This window comes from Parabacteroides sp. ZJ-118 (assembly GCF_011038785.1).
In the GTDB taxonomy this organism is placed as follows: domain Bacteria; phylum Bacteroidota; class Bacteroidia; order Bacteroidales; family Tannerellaceae; genus Parabacteroides.
Genome location: NZ_JAAKDT010000006.1, coordinates 18,291 through 35,478, shown reverse-complemented (window position 1 = coordinate 35,478; position 17,188 = coordinate 18,291). Strand labels below are relative to the sequence as shown.

The 17,188-nt window shown below is 47.2% G+C and carries 10 protein-coding genes; 8 read left to right on the top strand and 2 right to left on the bottom strand.

Annotated elements, in window-relative coordinates:
* Positions 1-44: 44 nt before the first annotated feature.
* On the top strand, positions 45-2,912 hold the full coding sequence (locus G7Y39_RS03325) for a TonB-dependent receptor (protein WP_165155052.1): 2,868 nt from the start codon (positions 45-47) through the stop codon (positions 2,910-2,912).
* On the opposite strand, the gene G7Y39_RS03320 is transcribed toward G7Y39_RS03325, so the two are convergent.
* Complete coding sequence (locus tag G7Y39_RS03320) at positions 2,913-3,809, bottom strand: YafY family protein (RefSeq protein WP_165155050.1); 897 nt, start codon at positions 3,807-3,809, stop codon at positions 2,913-2,915.
* 1,037 nt (positions 3,810-4,846) lie between these two features.
* Between G7Y39_RS03320 and G7Y39_RS03315 the strand changes: the two genes are divergently transcribed.
* The 5 genes from G7Y39_RS03315 (at position 4,847) to G7Y39_RS03295 (ending at position 11,293) form a co-directional block, all read left to right on the top strand.
* Positions 4,847-6,643 (top strand): dynamin family protein, encoded by a 1,797-nt coding sequence (locus tag G7Y39_RS03315; protein WP_165155048.1) that lies wholly within the window; start codon positions 4,847-4,849, stop codon positions 6,641-6,643.
* Complete coding sequence (locus G7Y39_RS03310; protein ID WP_165155046.1) at positions 6,644-7,051, top strand: hypothetical protein; 408 nt, start codon at positions 6,644-6,646, stop codon at positions 7,049-7,051.
* Positions 7,052-7,053: 2 nt separating this feature from the next.
* Positions 7,054-8,907 (top strand): dynamin family protein, encoded by a 1,854-nt coding sequence (locus tag G7Y39_RS03305; protein WP_165155044.1) that lies wholly within the window; start codon positions 7,054-7,056, stop codon positions 8,905-8,907.
* An 11-nt stretch (positions 8,908-8,918) separates the two neighbouring features.
* On the top strand, positions 8,919-10,973 hold the full coding sequence (locus tag G7Y39_RS03300) for a dynamin family protein (RefSeq protein WP_165155042.1): 2,055 nt from the start codon (positions 8,919-8,921) through the stop codon (positions 10,971-10,973).
* Positions 10,974-11,071: 98 nt separating this feature from the next.
* The gene (locus tag G7Y39_RS03295; protein WP_165155040.1) at positions 11,072-11,293 is read left to right on the top strand and encodes a DUF6140 family protein; all 222 of its coding nucleotides are present in this window, start codon (positions 11,072-11,074) and stop codon (positions 11,291-11,293) included.
* 482 nt (positions 11,294-11,775) lie between these two features.
* On the opposite strand, the gene G7Y39_RS03290 is transcribed toward G7Y39_RS03295, so the two are convergent.
* A complete protein-coding gene (locus G7Y39_RS03290; protein ID WP_165155038.1) occupies positions 11,776-13,020 on the bottom strand; it encodes a mechanosensitive ion channel family protein in 1,245 nt (414 codons plus the stop codon).
* 173 nt (positions 13,021-13,193) lie between these two features.
* Between G7Y39_RS03290 and G7Y39_RS03285 the strand changes: the two genes are divergently transcribed.
* Positions 13,194-16,043, top strand: coding sequence for a pitrilysin family protein (locus G7Y39_RS03285; protein WP_165155036.1), 2,850 nt, complete (start codon positions 13,194-13,196; stop codon positions 16,041-16,043).
* 293 nt (positions 16,044-16,336) lie between these two features.
* Positions 16,337-17,188 (top strand): ATP phosphoribosyltransferase, encoded by an 852-nt coding sequence (hisG, locus tag G7Y39_RS03280; protein WP_165155034.1) that lies wholly within the window; start codon positions 16,337-16,339, stop codon positions 17,186-17,188.

The following is a 17,188-nucleotide window of genomic DNA, read 5'->3' as shown; positions in this document are numbered from 1 at the left end:
TCCAATCCATCCGGAAAAAAGAAAAACAGGTATATATTCTATTTATGGTACAAAAGAATGTTTTCAAACTATGCATATTCGGCGCCTTGACGCTGGCTATGCCTATCAGCATCCACGCCTTGGGCAGGACCGAAACGGCTTCGATGAAGGTGGATGCTAATGTAGTTCCCGTAAAGGGAAAAGTGATCAATGAGCGAGGTGAACCGCTTATCGGGGTGAACGTGCGTGTCAAAGGTGCCGATACGGGTACCATCACGGATATAAATGGCCATTTCAGCCTTTCGATGCCTCAAGACGGGAAGCTGGTCTTCTCCTACATCGGTTACCGGGAGTCGGAACAGACGGCAGAGAACCGTGACGAATGGGTGGTGGTACTGGAAGAGGACGCGCAAGCGTTGGGCGAAGTGGTGGTGACTACTCAAAAGCGACGCCAGACCAGCATCGAGGTGCCGACTGCCGTCAGCGCATTGAGTGGTACCGCCATGGCGCGCCTCAACATCAAGCAAATGGATGAGATGGCTGCCTTCACGCCCGGTTTACAGGTGCAGATCCAGAGTCCCAACAACCCGGGTTACGTGATCCGCGGTGTGACGAGCGATGGGGGTGAAAGCTATTCCCAACCGCGCATTTCGGTATTCATGGATGGTGTTTCCATCTCCCGTTCGCAGGCTTCGGTGGTGGAGTTATACGACATGGAACGGATTGAAGTGGTGAAGGGACCGCAGGGGACCCTTTTCGGGCGGGGCGCGGAGATTGGCGCCATGCACCTGCTGCGCAACAAACCTGCGTCCCAATTGGGCGGGGAGGTCAAGCTGAATTACGGCACGCACAACCAGAGAGGAGCCGAGGGATACCTCAACACGCCCCTGAGCGAAAAGGCCGCCAACCGGTTCGCTTTCAGTTACGACGCACACGACGGGTATATCGACAACCTGGCGGGCGGGAGGCTCAACGGCAAAAGTGCCGTCGCCATGCGCAACAGCACGCGTCTCCTGGCCGGCGAAAACACAGTCCTGAACTTGGTTCTCGACTACCAGCATGACAACTATCCCGGCACCTCCTTCAAAAGCAACCTGCTGGCGCCACAGGGGGGCGACACCTCTCCCTTTACTGCCGCCTACCTGAACGGTGGGGAGGAACTGGGCATCAAACGCCATACCGGAGGGGCGGCCTTTACCGTCGACCACATCCTCTCGCCTACGCTCAAACTGACCGGCATCACCGGATTCCGTGCCTACAAGAGCAATGAGAAATTTGATGCCGATGGTACTTACCTCAACCTGCTCGACTGCCAGGAGAATGTCAAAGGCAATCAGTTCTCGCAGGAGCTGCGTCTCAACTGGGACAACGGCGGCAAGTGGGCAGGCTTTGTCGGAACCGGTTACTTCTACGAACATTCGCAACAGAATGTGCAACTGTATAGCAACCTGCAACAGACGTTGCCGTTGGTTGCGGGCGAGAGCTTCAAAAAGACGATCCAATCGCTCAACTTGCCTGCCACCGTCACCACCGGCGTGGTGCAGGGTGTGGGGGCGCAACTCGACCAGATCGCGGCAGCCTATCCGGCGTTTGCGCCGATCGTGGCCGGACTAAAAGGACAGCTGCAAGCCGCCATCCAAAACAATCTGAGCACAGCGTTGACAGGAGTGGCCGCCCAATGGGATGAGCAGATGAACGCATCTGCCTGGAGTGCTACGCCCGACTTCTACAACGACATCAACCATACGGTAAACAACGTGTTGGTACAGCTCTTCGGCAGCGATGGAGTGAAACCCTACCTGAGCCTGCTAGGAATGACCCCCGAAGCGGTGGCGGCGCAGATTACCGGCGATGTAAGCGCCTCGCTCACACAAGCCGGTCTGCCTGCCTACAGCAACGTGGCGATTCCCGACACGTATCAGGAAAATTCAACCAACTATGCCACCAACCAGGCGGTCGAACTGTTTGCCGACCTCACCTGGCGCATCACCAAGCGGTTGAGTTTCACCGCGGGACTGCGCGGCTCCTACGAGCATCAGCGCACCGGCTACTCCTCCACGTCGGAGAGTGCCCCGCTGCTTGGCTCTTCCTTGCTCTATCAGTCTTCGGACGGTAAGCGTGTATGGGAAAGCGGAGGCTACTACTCTTGGGTAGGGCGCGCCGCACTCAGCTACATGATCGGGCGCAACAACGTGTATGCCGGCATTTCACGCGGCAGGCGTCCCGCTGTCATCGCTTTCAACAACCGTCCCGATGAGGTCACCCGCCTGAAACCTGAAATCATCGTGAGCTACGAAGCGGGGGTAAAGGGTGTAGTGTTCGATAACCGGTTGAACTATGACCTCTCGCTCTTCTACTACGACTGGAGCCACTTCCAGAGCAGTCGCCTCGAAACCGACGAGAACGGTACGAAAAAGTATGTGGCGGACGATGCTGGCAAGGCGCACAGCCTGGGAGTGGAAACGGGATTGCGTTACACCTTCAGCCCTGTGTTCAGCCTGTTTGGCAACTATGCCTACATCGACGGGAAATTCAACGACGAGGACAGCGACGGGCACGCACAGGAATATGCGGGAAACCGTTTCCGCCTGACACCGAAACATTCGGCAGCCGTGGGTATCGATGTGACCCTGCCGGTAAGCCGGCAGGCTACCGTCTACTTCCGCCCTGCGTATAATTATAAGTCAAAGGTGTATTTCGAGAATGAGAACAGCGAGCTGCTCTCCCAGCAGGGATATGGATTGCTCAATGCCAATGCGGGGGTAGTGGTGAAGGCTGCCAAGTGCTATTATGAAGTGGGTCTGTTCGGCAAGAACATCCTCAACGAGAAGTACCTGGTGGATGCCGGCAACAGCGGCAACCAGATCGGCTTCCCCACATTCGTGGCGGGTACTCCCAGTGTGTTCGGCGCCTCTTTCAAAATAGGATTCTAACTATTCATACAACCCCGACATCCTTCGGAGCAGGTCGCGCATCTCCTCCCGAAGCGATGCCGGGCGTAACACCTCCACTCCCTCCCTATGCCATAACAAACGCTGGACAAGGTCGTACGACGGTCGCAGATAGTACCGGAACACGACATAATCATCCGCAGCTTCCAGCTCCTCTTGCGAAGGATGGAGCGGGACGGAACGCATATAATCGGCCTGGCTGCGGTAGACTTTCAAAACCACCTCTTCCGGCTGTTTGTCATCCCGGATAATGCCGAAGCAATCTCGGTAGAACCGGTCCGGCGTCATGTCGGGCGAAGGGGCCAGCTGTTTCTCTCCTATCCGCACCCGGCTCATCCGTTCCAACGCCAATACCCGCGTCTGGCTACGGTCCGGATATTCGCCGATCAGATACCACCGCTGTTCGAACATCCTGACAAAACAGGGAATCAGCTCAAAAGTAAACTCCTTCTCTTTGGCATAATAGGAGGTATAGTTGAAACAGACCGTCCGCCCCTTATCAATGGCATCCAACAATAGGTGCAACCATTCAACTCCGGTCGGTATCTCCTGCAACCGGATCTTCTCCCTATGTTTCAACGCCAATGCGGAAAGATTATTGACATGCAGGCTTCCCAGCAGGTATTTGAAGACCGCATTGTCCCGTATCTCCTCCGGATTCACCAGGCAATACTTCTTAAGGCGCGGATCGAAGTCGATATCGACCCGGAAGGTCAACGCGATATAGCGCCTGTCGCGGTCGAACGTCCGCGGCTGTATCTCCTCGCCCTCATAATTTTGCGAATAACGCAGGAAACGCTCGTTCAACTCCTTCAGCGAAGCATTCCCATAATCCATAAATGTGCTGACAATCCAAAGACAGCGCTCATACTTATTCATACGCTTGTATTATATCCACTGATGTTTCTGCTAATAATTCCCTATCTCTGCATTTCAATCTTCCCACGACCTGCATCTCCCGGCAAAGATACACTTTTTGCCCACTGCCTATACATTTTTTGCTCACTGCCTATATCCTTTTCACCAACCGGTCGTAGGCTGTTTTTACGGAACACCGGATGATGTTTGCCGGAACGCAGGAAGACCACCTTTAGGGAGTCCCTATTTTTCATCCCTGCCTCGGACACTTTTTGTCTCTCCCAACCGATTCCTTTGCGGGGAAAAGGAAAAATTGTTTTCCGATAAAACACAAAAAAGCGAGGATAGTAAGATGATAGATCAAATAAGATTGCTACATTTGCGACAATCCGTGACGGCTTCCCTGCGAAGAAAGCCCGGCGGAGGACATAAAAGAAGCAAAAAAGCGTTTACGATATTATTCCCGACTTAGGAAATCGGCAAAATTTTACTATCGGGGAATAATAGGCAACAAACGCTCATGCTGGTTTGTATATAATGAGAAGCCGCCCGGTTTCCCAACATACGACATAGGCGTGAGCTGTTGCTCTATTATCTTCGATAGTGGGTGTTTGCCGATACCTCTAAGTCAGATAATGAGCGATAGGCTTGCGCTTTTTATTTGCCTGATTTTATACGAATATATGTTTTGTTTACAAATAGCTTTTCGGTACATTTGCAGTAATTTCAAGTAGAAGCCAAGCGAGGCAATCGAACGGAAGGACATACTGAAAAGCGAAAAAGCGTTTACGATATTATTCCCAATCCAGAAAATCGCCAATTTTCAACAATCCGGGAATAGTAGGCAACAAATGCTTGCGCTCTACTGTATCTTTCTATGTCCCAGACAAGAAACATCACAGTATAGAGCGCGGGTTGTTGTTTGATTATCCGGATTGAAGGTGTTTGGCGATACCTCTGGATTGGATAATTAGGTAACAGTTCCCGCGCTTTTTTTATTGGGATAATTTAGAAAAGAATGCCGAACGATTGGGAACAAGGGAGGCAAGAAAGGAACTATGCTGGAAGACACTTTAATTACAATTGCTCAGACTCTGAGCTTAAAAAGTTTGATTGCAGAATTAAATCAAGTAAAGGCAAAGTCGTTGAGCGATGATGCTGAGCTTGTATTGCCTTTGGTAGGAGAGTTCAGTGCGGGAAAAACAACGCTTGTCAATGCCCTTACAGACAGTAAAAAACTGGAAACAGCTACACAGCCTACTACTGCTACAATCTATGAAATCCATTTTGGATGCGACAGGTGCCATGCTACTGTCGTTGGTGAGAACGGAGAGATGCGAGAGGTGGAAGATATAGCGGATTTGAAGAATGATAAGCTGACCGGATCGACAGTGGTAAACGTATTTGATACGTCCACCCGTATCCCTGCAACAACCGTATTGGTTGACACACCGGGATTGTCTTCTCCTGATCCAAAACATAAACAAACCCTTGTTGATTTCTTGCCGCAGGCGGATGGCGTTCTTTTGGTTACGGATGTCAATCAGCAAATAACGCGATCGCTGACGGATTTTATCGAAACGATGAAATTGGTCAAGCGTCCAATCTTTTTGGTTATCACAAAATGTGACACCAAGTCTTCCTCTGAATTGGATGCCGTGCGGCAATATATCAGTGAAAATATTCAACTGCCTTTGAAACAGATAGCTTGTGTTTCTGTTGCTACCGGTAATTTGGATGAACTGTACAATCTGTTGGATTCGATACAGAAAGATAAGGCGAACATTCTGAAGCAAGTGAATGCCCAACGGCTTAAAAATATAAGCAACAGGCTGTTGCAACACATTAATGAACTGTTACAGGCTTCTTCGTCTGACAAGGGACTGGATGAGGCTATCAGAAGACAAGAGTATGAATTAAAACGTCTGAATCAGAGTATTAATACATTGGTTGAATCTACCCGTGAAGACATTAATGAAAATAGCGTACAGTTATCCCGTCAGTTTGAAGACATTATTTCCGAGAAGTTGGATGTTTTGGTGGTTGGCAAAAGCCAAAATTTTGATTCCGATGCGATTTCGGTCATTAATAATACCAGCAGTCTGTTGATGAACGATTTCAGAAACAACATTCATGGCATCCTTCGTAAAAAGGCAAAGCAGCAAACGGAAAACACCATTCCGCTTCGATCGTTGGAGGAACTGGATTTATCCTCACTTTCCATTTCGGACATCAGCTATAACTTGGATTTGAATTCCATTGGACATACATACGACAGTATGATAGCCGACGGGGTAAAGATTGTCGCAGCAGCCATAGGTGCTGTGGCTGTTGTGGTCGGGACAGCCGGAACAGGGGGAGCGGCCGTGGCAGTCGGAAGTGCTGTTGACGTGGCTGATACAGTCAGTGATGTAGGTAGTATCATGTCGAACAACAAGACCGCCAACAGAATAGAAAAAGCGATTGATATAGCAAGCAGGACCGGTGATAAATTGAGTAGCATTGATGCGTGCAACCGACGAATAGGAGAACAGGTGGGTTGTCAAAAAGGCATAGTAGAATCCCTGGTAGGGTTCGTTACAGACAAAGGATGGGGAAAACCTCAACGGAAAAGAGCCATCCGCCAATATATGGAAGATACACTGATGCCTGAATTCAAACAGGCCATGAGTCGCATTGAACAACAACTGGTCTCTTCCATACAGGAAGTGTTGCATAGGGAAGCCTATGAAACTATTCAAGAGAAGACTGCGTCCTTAGAACAATTGAGAGAGGAACGGAAAGCCCAAAAGGACGATTATGAAAAAAGAATGACGTTGTTGCGAGATTACAAAAATCAGTTATTAACACTATAAATGAAGAATCTTAAAATGGTAGAATTTATATTAGGTACAGTGATCGGTGCCGGCGCCGGCATTTATGCAAAAGATAAATTGTTTGATAACAGTTCCTCAAAACTGCAAACTCTGCAACAAGAGATGGAACGGTTGTATGCGGAAAATGAAAAGTTCCACAAGCGAAACAAAGAAATGGAACGGCAGATAGAAGATTTGTTGGCGGAAAACCGGAAACTGAATAAACAGTATAAGAAAAAAGATGACGCTCACGATGATCTGGAAGATGATTTGCAGGATGCGAAGAAAGAAATAAAGAAACTCCGTATGCAGAATGATGATTTGTGCCAAAAGATACAGGAGTATAAAGCGGCATGTGAACATTATGAGCTGGAGATAGGACGTTTGAAAGATAAAATAAGAGATTGAAAATGGAGGTCCTGACGATAATATGGATAGTGGTTGCCGCTGTCGCAGGTGCTGCCCTGACTTACTTTTGGATTAGCCGTAAGAAAACTGATACGGGCAAGGGACAAGAGTGGTCGGTCGAAAGAGAACGGCTGGAAAAAGAGTGCGAGCAAAAGATTCTTGAAAGAGAAAAGAAAACTGAAAATATTAAAAGTAGCTATGAGATTTTACTCGCTGAGGCAAAAGCGAATATAGCCCGGTTGGACGGGCAATTGAAAAATTGCCTGGAAGGACATGTGGATGAAAACGTCAAAGAGCAATTGGCGGGGATTGACAAATTGAAGAAACAAATTAAGGACTTGCAAGACGAGATAGAAGACTGTGAAGATGATATTGACAATTACAAGAAAAAGTTGAAGAAGAAAGACGAAGAGAATGACGTTTTGCAAGAGCAATTGGATAAAGAAACAGAAAGTTCAAGGCTACTGCATGAAGAACTGGAAAAGGTTAAAGCAAAACTGGAGGATAAAGTCAATGAACTGAATTTGAAGGTAGAGTCTCTCTGTTTTGTGCAGGAAATACTCTCAGCCTCTCGTATAGGCGATACTGACATAAAGGCACTTTACAACAAGGTGGATAACTTGTATAATTTTATAGGGAGTGAGTTGCGGGATTGTATCAAAAGCGAATCCATAAATGGAGAAGAGGACTATTTCGGAAGCGGATTGGAAGAATGGGCGGTTACCGCAAAGAAACAATGGATTCGAAAGAAAACCAGTATTGCTTTTGTGGGTGAGTTTTCGGCCGGTAAAACTTCGATTGTAAACCGCATCTTGTCACAAGACAATCCCGACGTGCCCCTTCTGCCTGTAAGTACCAAAGCAACCACAGCCATTCCTACTTATATTTCGGGAGGTGTCAATACGCGTTACAGTTTTGTCACGCCGGATAATATTCAGAAGAATCTTAGCGAGGATACGTTTAAACGGGTGAATAAAGAAGTACTCGACCAGGTAAAGGGGGTATCTTCATTGATTCAGTATTTTGTAATGGCATACAAGAACCGGAACTTGGATAATCTGAGTATTCTGGATACGCCGGGATTTAATTCGAACGACAAGGAAGATGCAGAAAGAACCATCGGGGTAATCAACGAATGCGATGCTTTGTTTTGGGTATTTGATGTGAATGCCGGTACGGTCAATCGAAGCTCTATCCGTTTGATAAAAGAAAACTTGAAAAAACCATTGTTTGTAGTGGTCAACAAAGTTGATACGAAAGCAGAGACGGAAGTAAACAAAGTAGAACAATTGATTCGTAAGACCTTGCTCGATAACAATGTGCAGGTTCAAAAGTTTATCCGTTTTTCTGCTAAGGCTCCACTTGAAGATATGATGAATCCTATAAGAAGTGTTGCCCATAGAAGTTTGAGTGATCAATATACCGAGAAGCTAAGAGCGTTTGTGGATGGCAAGGCCAAAGAGTTAGAAAAAAAAGTAAAAGAAGCCTATGAAAGTTGGACTTCACTTTCCAATAAATGTGACGAATTGGATGCTGCCAGTAAAAGAACCATAGATCAGTTAAAGGAATATTGTAAAGACACTGAAAAAATTCCTCGCTGGGAAGAACATTTTTTCAGTAAAGACAGGTATGAAATGAATGAGGTTGAGTACTACAGGTTTGTTGAGTTTCTTAATCAGATCCGTAACGTTCAACTAAAAAAGCTATGTAGACTACATAAAGAGCAAGAAGAAGCTCGGGAAAAAGCCGGAAAGGCTAATGATGATTTAGTTAAAACGAGACGTGAATGGTGGAAAATGAAAGATTGCAAAGAACGATTGGATAAATACATCAGAGAATACGAAGAATTGAAGTAAGATAACTAATTATGGAACAGAATTTATTTGAAGAGTTACAAGACAAGAAACAAAGGCTTGTAGCATTGGCGACAAAAGCAGCCGAATATGGCTGGATAACAGCGGAAAGCCGGCAAGGAATCGTAAACAAACTGGAGAACGATGTCTTGACTATTGGAGTGATCGGACAAATGAAATGCGGGAAGTCCACATTCTTGAATTCTTTTGTCTTTGAAGACAATGTGCTGCCGGCGGCAACTACTCCTATGACAGCGGCCTTGTCCGTTATTACTTATGGAGAAAGTAAGAAAATAGTAGCCGAGTTTTATACAAAAGATGAATGGGAGGAACAGAAGTTGACAGCTTCCCGTTCATGGAGTGACGTACAGGGAAACGCATTGGAAGAATCGAAGGTAAAGGCAGCGAAGGAATTGGTGGAAAAGGCCGGCAAACTAGGCCCTACGCTTAACTCTTACTTGGGTAAGACGCAAGAAGACGAATTTGGCAATCTGATAGACTATGTGGGAGCCGACGGCAAATATATTTCCATTACTAAATCTGTAACTATCTATTATCCGAAGGAATACTTGAAGGGGGTAGAGATTGTTGATACTCCGGGATTCAACGATCCGATTGTTTCTCGCGAGGAACGTACCAAGGCGTTTTTGAAAAAAGCGGATGTGGTGTTGATGATGCTTTATGCCGGCCGGCCTTTTGATGCGACAGACAGGGAAATATTGTTTCAAAATGTACGGCAGTGTGGAATAGGGAAAGTTATTATCGGAATCAATAAATACGATATCCCATACGAAAACGAGGAGACGGAAGATGAAATAAAAGAATATGTGAAACAGGAGATCCGTAAGGCATGCAAAATGTGTGAGGATGATTCCTTGTCTGAAATATTGAAACAGGCGGAACCTATACCATTGTCCGCCGAAATGGCTTTGTTGTCAGAGCTGCCGATGAGCAAAATCACAGCCAATGAGGATTTCCAGTTCGCATGGAAACGTGCTTGCCGCATTTTTGAAATCAGTAGCCAAAGCCAAATGCGTGAAAAGAGCCACTTGGGCAAGTTAGCCTCAGCTGTGAAACAATTAGCAGAAAATGAAAAAGAAAAAATTCTTTTTGCAAAGCCGGTGAATGCCATCATGGCAGCAGGTAATGGCAAAAAGATGGAAGTTGAGAAATCGCTTCGCGAATACGAGGGTATGATGATAAATTTGGGAAAGCCGGACAAGGAATTGGAAGAAAAAAAAGAAAACTTGGAAAAGGCAAAACGTAGGCTGAATAAAAAAATAGATCTTCTTGGGTGCGACATTGATAATAGCTTCGAGCAAATTATCCGCAAAGGGAAAAACGAAATGGAAGATGAAGTGGATAATTCATGCAGGAAAATGCAGAAAATCATAGACAATTGGGGACGATTGGAGGATATAGAGAAGATTTCTCCAAAGCTGGATGGAGTGAAACAAACTTTGTTAACCCGTACCTTGAAAAGGAAGGTGGAAGGGTTAAGTGATAAGGCCAAAACAGAAATAAAGAAATGTGTTCGCGATTTTATGGCAGAAGTGGATGACGTGCTGATGAAATACGTGCCTGATTTCGATCCCGGTGATTTTATGAAAGAACTGGAGCACAAAATAAATTTGGATATAGAGAATGAAGATATGTTTTCATTCGATAGTTCCACCGAAGATGAGAACTATGGATGGAGTGAATTCATCTTTCGTCTCTTAAATAAAGCGATGTGGGGAGCTTTAGGATTGGCAGGAAACGTGTTGAATCACAGTGAAAATGTAAACAAGCTTCATCAATATGTAAATTCTATCAGTGGTGAATTTAATCCGACTCCCTTTTTAGAGACTATTTACAAAAACAAAGATAAAATCATCGATTCGGTTAAAGACAGTTTCTTTACAGAGTTGATTGAGCCTATGATACAACAAATAGACGACATTCGTTCGCAAGCAGGTTCCAAAGAAGCCAAATTGGCAGATGCGAAAACGAAAGCAGATATGCTACGCAAGCAAAAAAGTAAAATGGAGACGGAAATGAACGAAATGTTAACGCTTAATTGGATTTGATTTTCGATTTGCAGGCAGCAAGTATTTTCAACCGGCATAAATCTGTTATTTATCAACAATATCAAACAATATAGTGCTAATTTTTAAATTAAAGTAGTATGCCATTATTTAGAGTAACTGTAAAACAGTCAAAGAATGCCAACGGCATTCGTGTGGAAAAAGGAATGAGTGTAGAAGTAGTAACTTTAACCATGAGTAATCCATTGACAACGAACGGAGGTCAGGCTGTAGTCGATGCCTTTTATCGCATCTATGGGATCGATGCTAAAAAAGCAGGCATTTTGTCTACCGTTTATTTGGATGTGGTGAAAATAGGATGAACGCATCTGCATTTCTTAAAGGCTTGCCAGTATTCATGGGAAATACATGGCAAGTCCTTTAGCAATAGTCCGTTAAAAATATAAATATCAGCTAAGTCAGCGAAAGAGTACCGTCCCAAGCATTGGGACTGATAACTCCCATGCCTTGGGAGTGTACTGTCCCAGCACCTGGGACAAAGGACCTCTAGCCCTCTTTCTTCAAGACATCAGGCTGAGACAAAATCCAAGTTTCTGCTTCTTGAATCATAAAAAATGTATTGGAGGAAACGATATCCGTCACGCGATTAGGCTTTGTTTCGTATAAAAAGCATCTTAGGTCCATCCCTCAAGTATCTTAGGTGCGTTGGCAAAGTATCTTAGGTGAGTGGCGCAAGTCTCCTAACATACTTTTTTGCTCAGCCTTCGTCGCATTGGGGCGTGTTGGTAAGCATGACCTTCTCAAAAGATAGCCCCCACCCCCACAACTTTTCTATAGAGTCTATTTAAGTCTTATCACTTACCCCGGGGTCGGGAAGTTTGACGATAATATTCCTCAGATCCGCCCCGGACACATTTTGGAATACCCTTAGTCCGAACTCTGGTATTACCGCGAGTACATGATCGAATATATCCGCTTGGATTCCTTCGTATTCGACCCATACCTTATTGGATGAAAAGCAATAAAGCTCGATGGGGATACCTGTCTCAGTCGGTTGTAAATGCCTTACCATGCAGACTAATTCCTCGCTTACTTCCGGGAGGCTTCTTAGGTAACGTACGAGATAAGCGCGGAAGACTCCCAGATTTGTCAGTCTACGTCCATTCACTCCCGTGGGACTGTCGATGTAATCCGCGATAAGAGAGATCTTGCGGAATTTCTCTAGCATTTCCGGGGTGCAAAAATGTACGCTGTTCATATCGATATTGATAGAGCGCTTGATACGACGACCCGGGGATTCGCTCATCCCTCTCCAATTCTGGAAAGCGTCGCTTACCAAGGCGTAAGGAGGGATGGTCGTAATGGTATTGTCAAAGTTTCTTACCTTCACGGCGTTCAATGTCACCTCGACAACCGTGCCGTCCGCACCATGTTTACTCATCGTGATCCAATCCCCTGCCCGGAGCATATCATTGGCGGATAACTGGATGCCGGCGACGAAGCCTAAGATCGTATCCTTAAAGACCAACATCAAGATAGCGGCGGACGCACCCAATCCGGCCAGTAAAGAAACCGGGGATTTGTTGATCAGGATACTGATAATCAATATCACCCCAATAAAGAAAACCGTGACCTGCAGGATCTGTATGAAGCCTTTTAACGGTTTGTTCTTAAAGGAATCTTTTTGATTATAGATCTCGTGGATCAGATTTAAGGAAGCGTTTATAAACCTTAAGGAGACCGCTATGATATAAATCTGGCAAAGTTTTTGGAGCGCGATTAGAATCCTCGGCGTCTCTTCGGCCGAGAAGGCGAATGGTAACAAGAGATAAATCAATAGGGCCGGGATCATATGCATCATCTTATTGATGATCTTGCGATCCACGATTAAGTCGTCCAGTTGATTCTTCGTCTTCCTCGCCAATCGTTTGAACATACCCAGGAAAATATACCGGCAACTGTAATCGATCCCGACGGTGACGGCTACAATAAGTAATAAGATCACGATATTGTCCAGGTAACTGGAATTTTCGCTTATCAACCCCATTTGAACCAATAAGTTATATACCCATTCTTGTATCTTGTTCATAAATACGATTTTAAACTTTAAGTAGATAATCCGGAGACGAAGATAGGAAAAATAATTCAAACGCCATCGCGGGCAAGGCATATACGAAATGCCCCTTTTGTTAAGATTGCTTGCAGATGTAAGCGTATTAATCCAATTGAAAAATGTACCTTTGTGAAATAATATAAATTTAAATGGATTCCATGAGATCTCTGTTGTCAACCTCAGATTTTCTACAGGTACGAGAGCATAAATTAAGTAATGATTTGACGGTATGGTTGAATGAGGACCATAGCCAACCTAAGATATTCGGAGCCGTAGTCGTAAAAGCCGGAGCTAAAGATTCCCCAAACACAGGTATCGCGCATTATTTCGAGCATATGATGTTCAAAGGAACGGATAAGATCGGGACGATCGACTATGCGTCCGAGAAAGTCTTGCTAGACATTATCGCCGAGAAATATGACGCTTTGGCGGATACCGAGGATCCCCATACGCGTGCCCACTTGCAGCAAATCATCAACGACCTGAGCGTACGCGCCGCCGAATATGTGATACCGAATGAGTTCGACCGGTTGATCTCTCGTTTCGGCGGAACAAAGTTGAATGCCGGGACCTCTTACGACTATACCTTATATTTCAATACATTCTCTCCGCAATATATCGCCCAATGGGCCGAGATCAATAGCGAGCGTTTGGTGAATCCCGTGTTCCGTCTTTTCCAGAATGAGCTGGAGACGGTCTATGAGGAAAAGAACATGTATGGAGATGCGATGGCCAGCGTTGCCATCGAGAAATTGACAGAGCGTTATTTCTATCCGCATCCGTACGCGTATCCGATTATCGGAAGCGCGGAGAACCTGAAGAATCCCCGTCTTTCGGAGATGCGCCGATTCTTCGAGAAATACTATGTCGCTTCCAATATGGGATTGATCTTGAGCGGGGATTTCGATACGGAGGAGGTCTTGCCCATCCTGGAGTCTACTTTCTCCCGGATCCGAAAAGGAGCGCCGCCCCACCGGGATATCGTCGCGCTTCCACCATTCGAGGGGCGGGAGAAAGTGAGTGTGCGCATTCCGATGCCTTTCGTGAAAATCATGGCGTTGGGATTTCGGGGAGTTCCCGCGAATCATCCGGATCAAGTAGCGCTCAATGTGGCCGTCTCTTTATTGAACAACTCCAACGGTACGGGATTTTTGGATAAGCTGACGGTAGATCATAAGGTAATGGGGGCGATGGCGGTGAACCAAAGTATGAATGAGGCCGGAATATTAGGCTTGTTGGTATTTCCGAAGTTCTTTTTCCAGACGTACGCGGCGGCCGAGAAATTGGTATGGAAACAAATCAACCGTATCCAGGAGGGTGATTTCAGCGATGAGATGTTCCAAAGCCTGAAATTGGAACAGAAGCGCGAATATGCCTCCAAGCTGGAAGATATAAACTCGAGGGCCGAGGTGATGATGCGTATTTTCTCGCAAGGGAAAAGCTGGCAGGCCTATTTGGAGGAGGTCGCCCGCATCGATGCCCTGTCGAGAGAAGACGTGATCGAGGTCGCCAAGAACTATTTCACGGAGAATTACATGTACGTCACGAAGAAGACCGGACGCTATCCGAAAACGATCTTACCCAAGCCGGGTTATTTACCGATCATACCGAAGAACTCCAATGCCTCCTCCGCGTACGTGGAACGTCTGGAAAAGATACCCGTGCAAGAGCTGAAACCGCGTTTTCTCGATTTTGAGAAAGACGTCGAGGCCGTATCCTTGCGTCCGCTTGTCACGTTGTATAAGACGCCTAATCCCGTAAACGACATATTCTCGCTGACATTCTCTTATGGCGTGGGGCAGTTGGAGCTTCGCGACCTTGATAAGTTGTCCGCTTATCTGCCTTTCGTGGCTACGGAATCGATGTCTTTCGAGCTCTTTCGGGGTAAATTGCAGGAACTGGGCAGTACCCTGACTTTCGATTCCACGGATTCCGCGTTCCTGATGGTGGTGAATGGCTTCGACGAGCATTTTACCCGGACCATGGCTTTGGTCGGCGATTTCTTGCGGCACGCCAAGCCGGATGACAAGAAGCTACGGCAGATCGTGGACGAGGCGAAGGTAGCGGAGAAATCGTTGTTCAATTCCAGCGAGAGCGTAGCCGACATGCTGTTAGAGAAGGTCCTATTCGGGGAGCGGTCCCGCTATCTGACCAAATTGTCGTTCGCCGAGATCAAGAAACTGAAAGGAAAGATGCTGCTGGACACTTTCCGCGAGGTGCGCACGGTCGCTTGCGACCTGCATTATTGCGGCACCTTGCCGACGGAGGAGGTCGCCCGGCAGATCCAGCGGCATGTACCGTTGGAGGAGGTAAGCCTTCCGTCGAACGTTCCCTATATCCGCGATCTCGCGAGGTATGATAAACCGACTGTCTTTTTCATGGACATGGAGAATGTCGCGCAAAGCATAATCTACGCCTATATGTACGTCGATCCGTTAAAGACCAGGGAGGATCGCTCGGTCTCCCGGTTGTTCAGCGCCTATTTCGGAGGGGATATGTCGTCTTTGATGTTTCAGGAGATCCGCGAGTTTCGTTCGTTCGCCTACCAGGTGAACGCCCGTTTGAGACATCCGCCCTTGAATCGCTCGGAGAAGCCCGCCAGTTTCGTGATGAAATTGGCCACACAGGCGGATAAGGCGATCGACGCGATGGAAGTGCTGGAGCGTCTGGTGCGCGACATGCCGGAGCGTCCGGAACGGGTGGAGTCGGTGAGGCAGACGATTCGCAACGGGATCAACAATGAATATCCGACCAGCCGATCGCTCTCTTTGCGGATCGCCGGTTTCCGGCGCGAGGGATACGAGAGCGATCCGAACAGGGATTATCTGGAGGCGATCGACCGGATGACGCTGGAGGATATCCTCCGTTTCTACAGGCAGAACATACAAGATCATTTGATGATCTACGCGATAGTCGGCGATTCAAAGCGTATGGATATGGAGAGACTCTCCCGGTTCGGGCAGATCGTCAAGGTAACAAAGAAAGAGATTTATCGATGACGCGTCGTAAGGAGATACGCGGGCAAGAGCGTCGCCCCGTAAGAGGGGAGCGCGAGGTCCCGGCGATATCGCGATCATATCTTGTCAGGAATAGTTGTTCTTTCGATTATTATTGTAACTTCGCGACGTAAATAACGAAAGAAATGAAAATAATGACCGCGTTACATCACCATCCTTGCCACAACGGACAATAGTTCGGTGAGCCGGATGGTATGTACTCCTGGTAAAAAGACAAAGGCTTGCCGTTTCGCGGTAGGCCTTTTTTGGTTGTTACATAAAAACAAGAGATAGCTATGTTGAGAATCGCTGTACAATCGAAAGGCCGTCTGTACGACGAGACCATGATGTTGCTTGAAGAAGCGGGTATTAAACTGAACAGGGGCAAACGCATCCTGTTGCTGTCGGCGAAGGGATTTCCGGTAGAGGTATTGTTCCTGCGCGACGACGATATTCCCCAGTCCGTGGCCAACGGCGTGGCGGATATCGGTATTGTCGGAGAGAACGAGTATGTAGAGAAAGGGCAAGCGGCGGAATTGATCAAGCGCTTGGGCTTCAGCAAGTGCCGCCTCTCCCTGGCGATCCCGAGAGACGAGGCGTACGGGGGGGTCGGGTGGTTCGAGGGAAAGACGATCGCCACCTCCTATCCCGCGATCCTGTGCGCTTTCCTGGAAGCGCGGGGCGTGAGGGCGGACATACACGTGATCAGCGGCTCCGTGGAGATCGCCCCAGGGATTGGCCTGGCGGACGCGATCTGCGATATCGTAAGCTCCGGCAGCACCTTGGTAAGCAATCAGCTGAAAGAGGTGGAGGTGGTCCTTCCCTGTGAGGCTTTATTGATCGCCAACAAGAACCTGTCCGGGGAGAAGCGGGAGATCTTGGACGAGTTGCTGTTCCGCTTCGAGGCGATCCAAGTCGCCGAGGGCAAGAAGTACGTGTTGCTGAACGCGCCGAAAGAGAGGCTGGACGCGATCATCGAGGTGCTTCCCGGCATGAAGAGCCCGACCGTCACGCCCCTGGCCGACGACGCGTGGGTCTCGGTCCAATCCGTGATCGCCGAGAAGCATTTTTGGGAAATTATCGGTAAACTGAAATCGTTGGGAGCCGAGGGCATCCTGGTGCTCCCGATAGAGAAAATGATCATATAG

Excerpts from the sequence above, each read along its gene's own strand:
- G7Y39_RS03325 (WP_165155052.1), top strand. The coding sequence starts at position 45 with ATGGTACAAAAGAATGTTTTCAAACTATGCATATTCGGCGCCTTGACG.
- G7Y39_RS03320 (WP_165155050.1), bottom strand. The coding sequence starts at position 3,809 with ATGAATAAGTATGAGCGCTGTCTTTGGATTGTCAGCACATTTATGGAT.
- G7Y39_RS03315 (WP_165155048.1), top strand. The coding sequence starts at position 4,847 with ATGCTGGAAGACACTTTAATTACAATTGCTCAGACTCTGAGCTTAAAA.
- G7Y39_RS03310 (WP_165155046.1), top strand. The coding sequence starts at position 6,644 with ATGAAGAATCTTAAAATGGTAGAATTTATATTAGGTACAGTGATCGGT.
- G7Y39_RS03305 (WP_165155044.1), top strand. The coding sequence starts at position 7,054 with ATGGAGGTCCTGACGATAATATGGATAGTGGTTGCCGCTGTCGCAGGT.
- G7Y39_RS03300 (WP_165155042.1), top strand. The coding sequence starts at position 8,919 with ATGGAACAGAATTTATTTGAAGAGTTACAAGACAAGAAACAAAGGCTT.
- G7Y39_RS03295 (WP_165155040.1), top strand. The coding sequence starts at position 11,072 with ATGCCATTATTTAGAGTAACTGTAAAACAGTCAAAGAATGCCAACGGC.
- G7Y39_RS03290 (WP_165155038.1), bottom strand. The coding sequence starts at position 13,020 with ATGAACAAGATACAAGAATGGGTATATAACTTATTGGTTCAAATGGGG.
- G7Y39_RS03285 (WP_165155036.1), top strand. The coding sequence starts at position 13,194 with ATGGATTCCATGAGATCTCTGTTGTCAACCTCAGATTTTCTACAGGTA.
- hisG (WP_165155034.1), top strand. The coding sequence starts at position 16,337 with ATGTTGAGAATCGCTGTACAATCGAAAGGCCGTCTGTACGACGAGACC.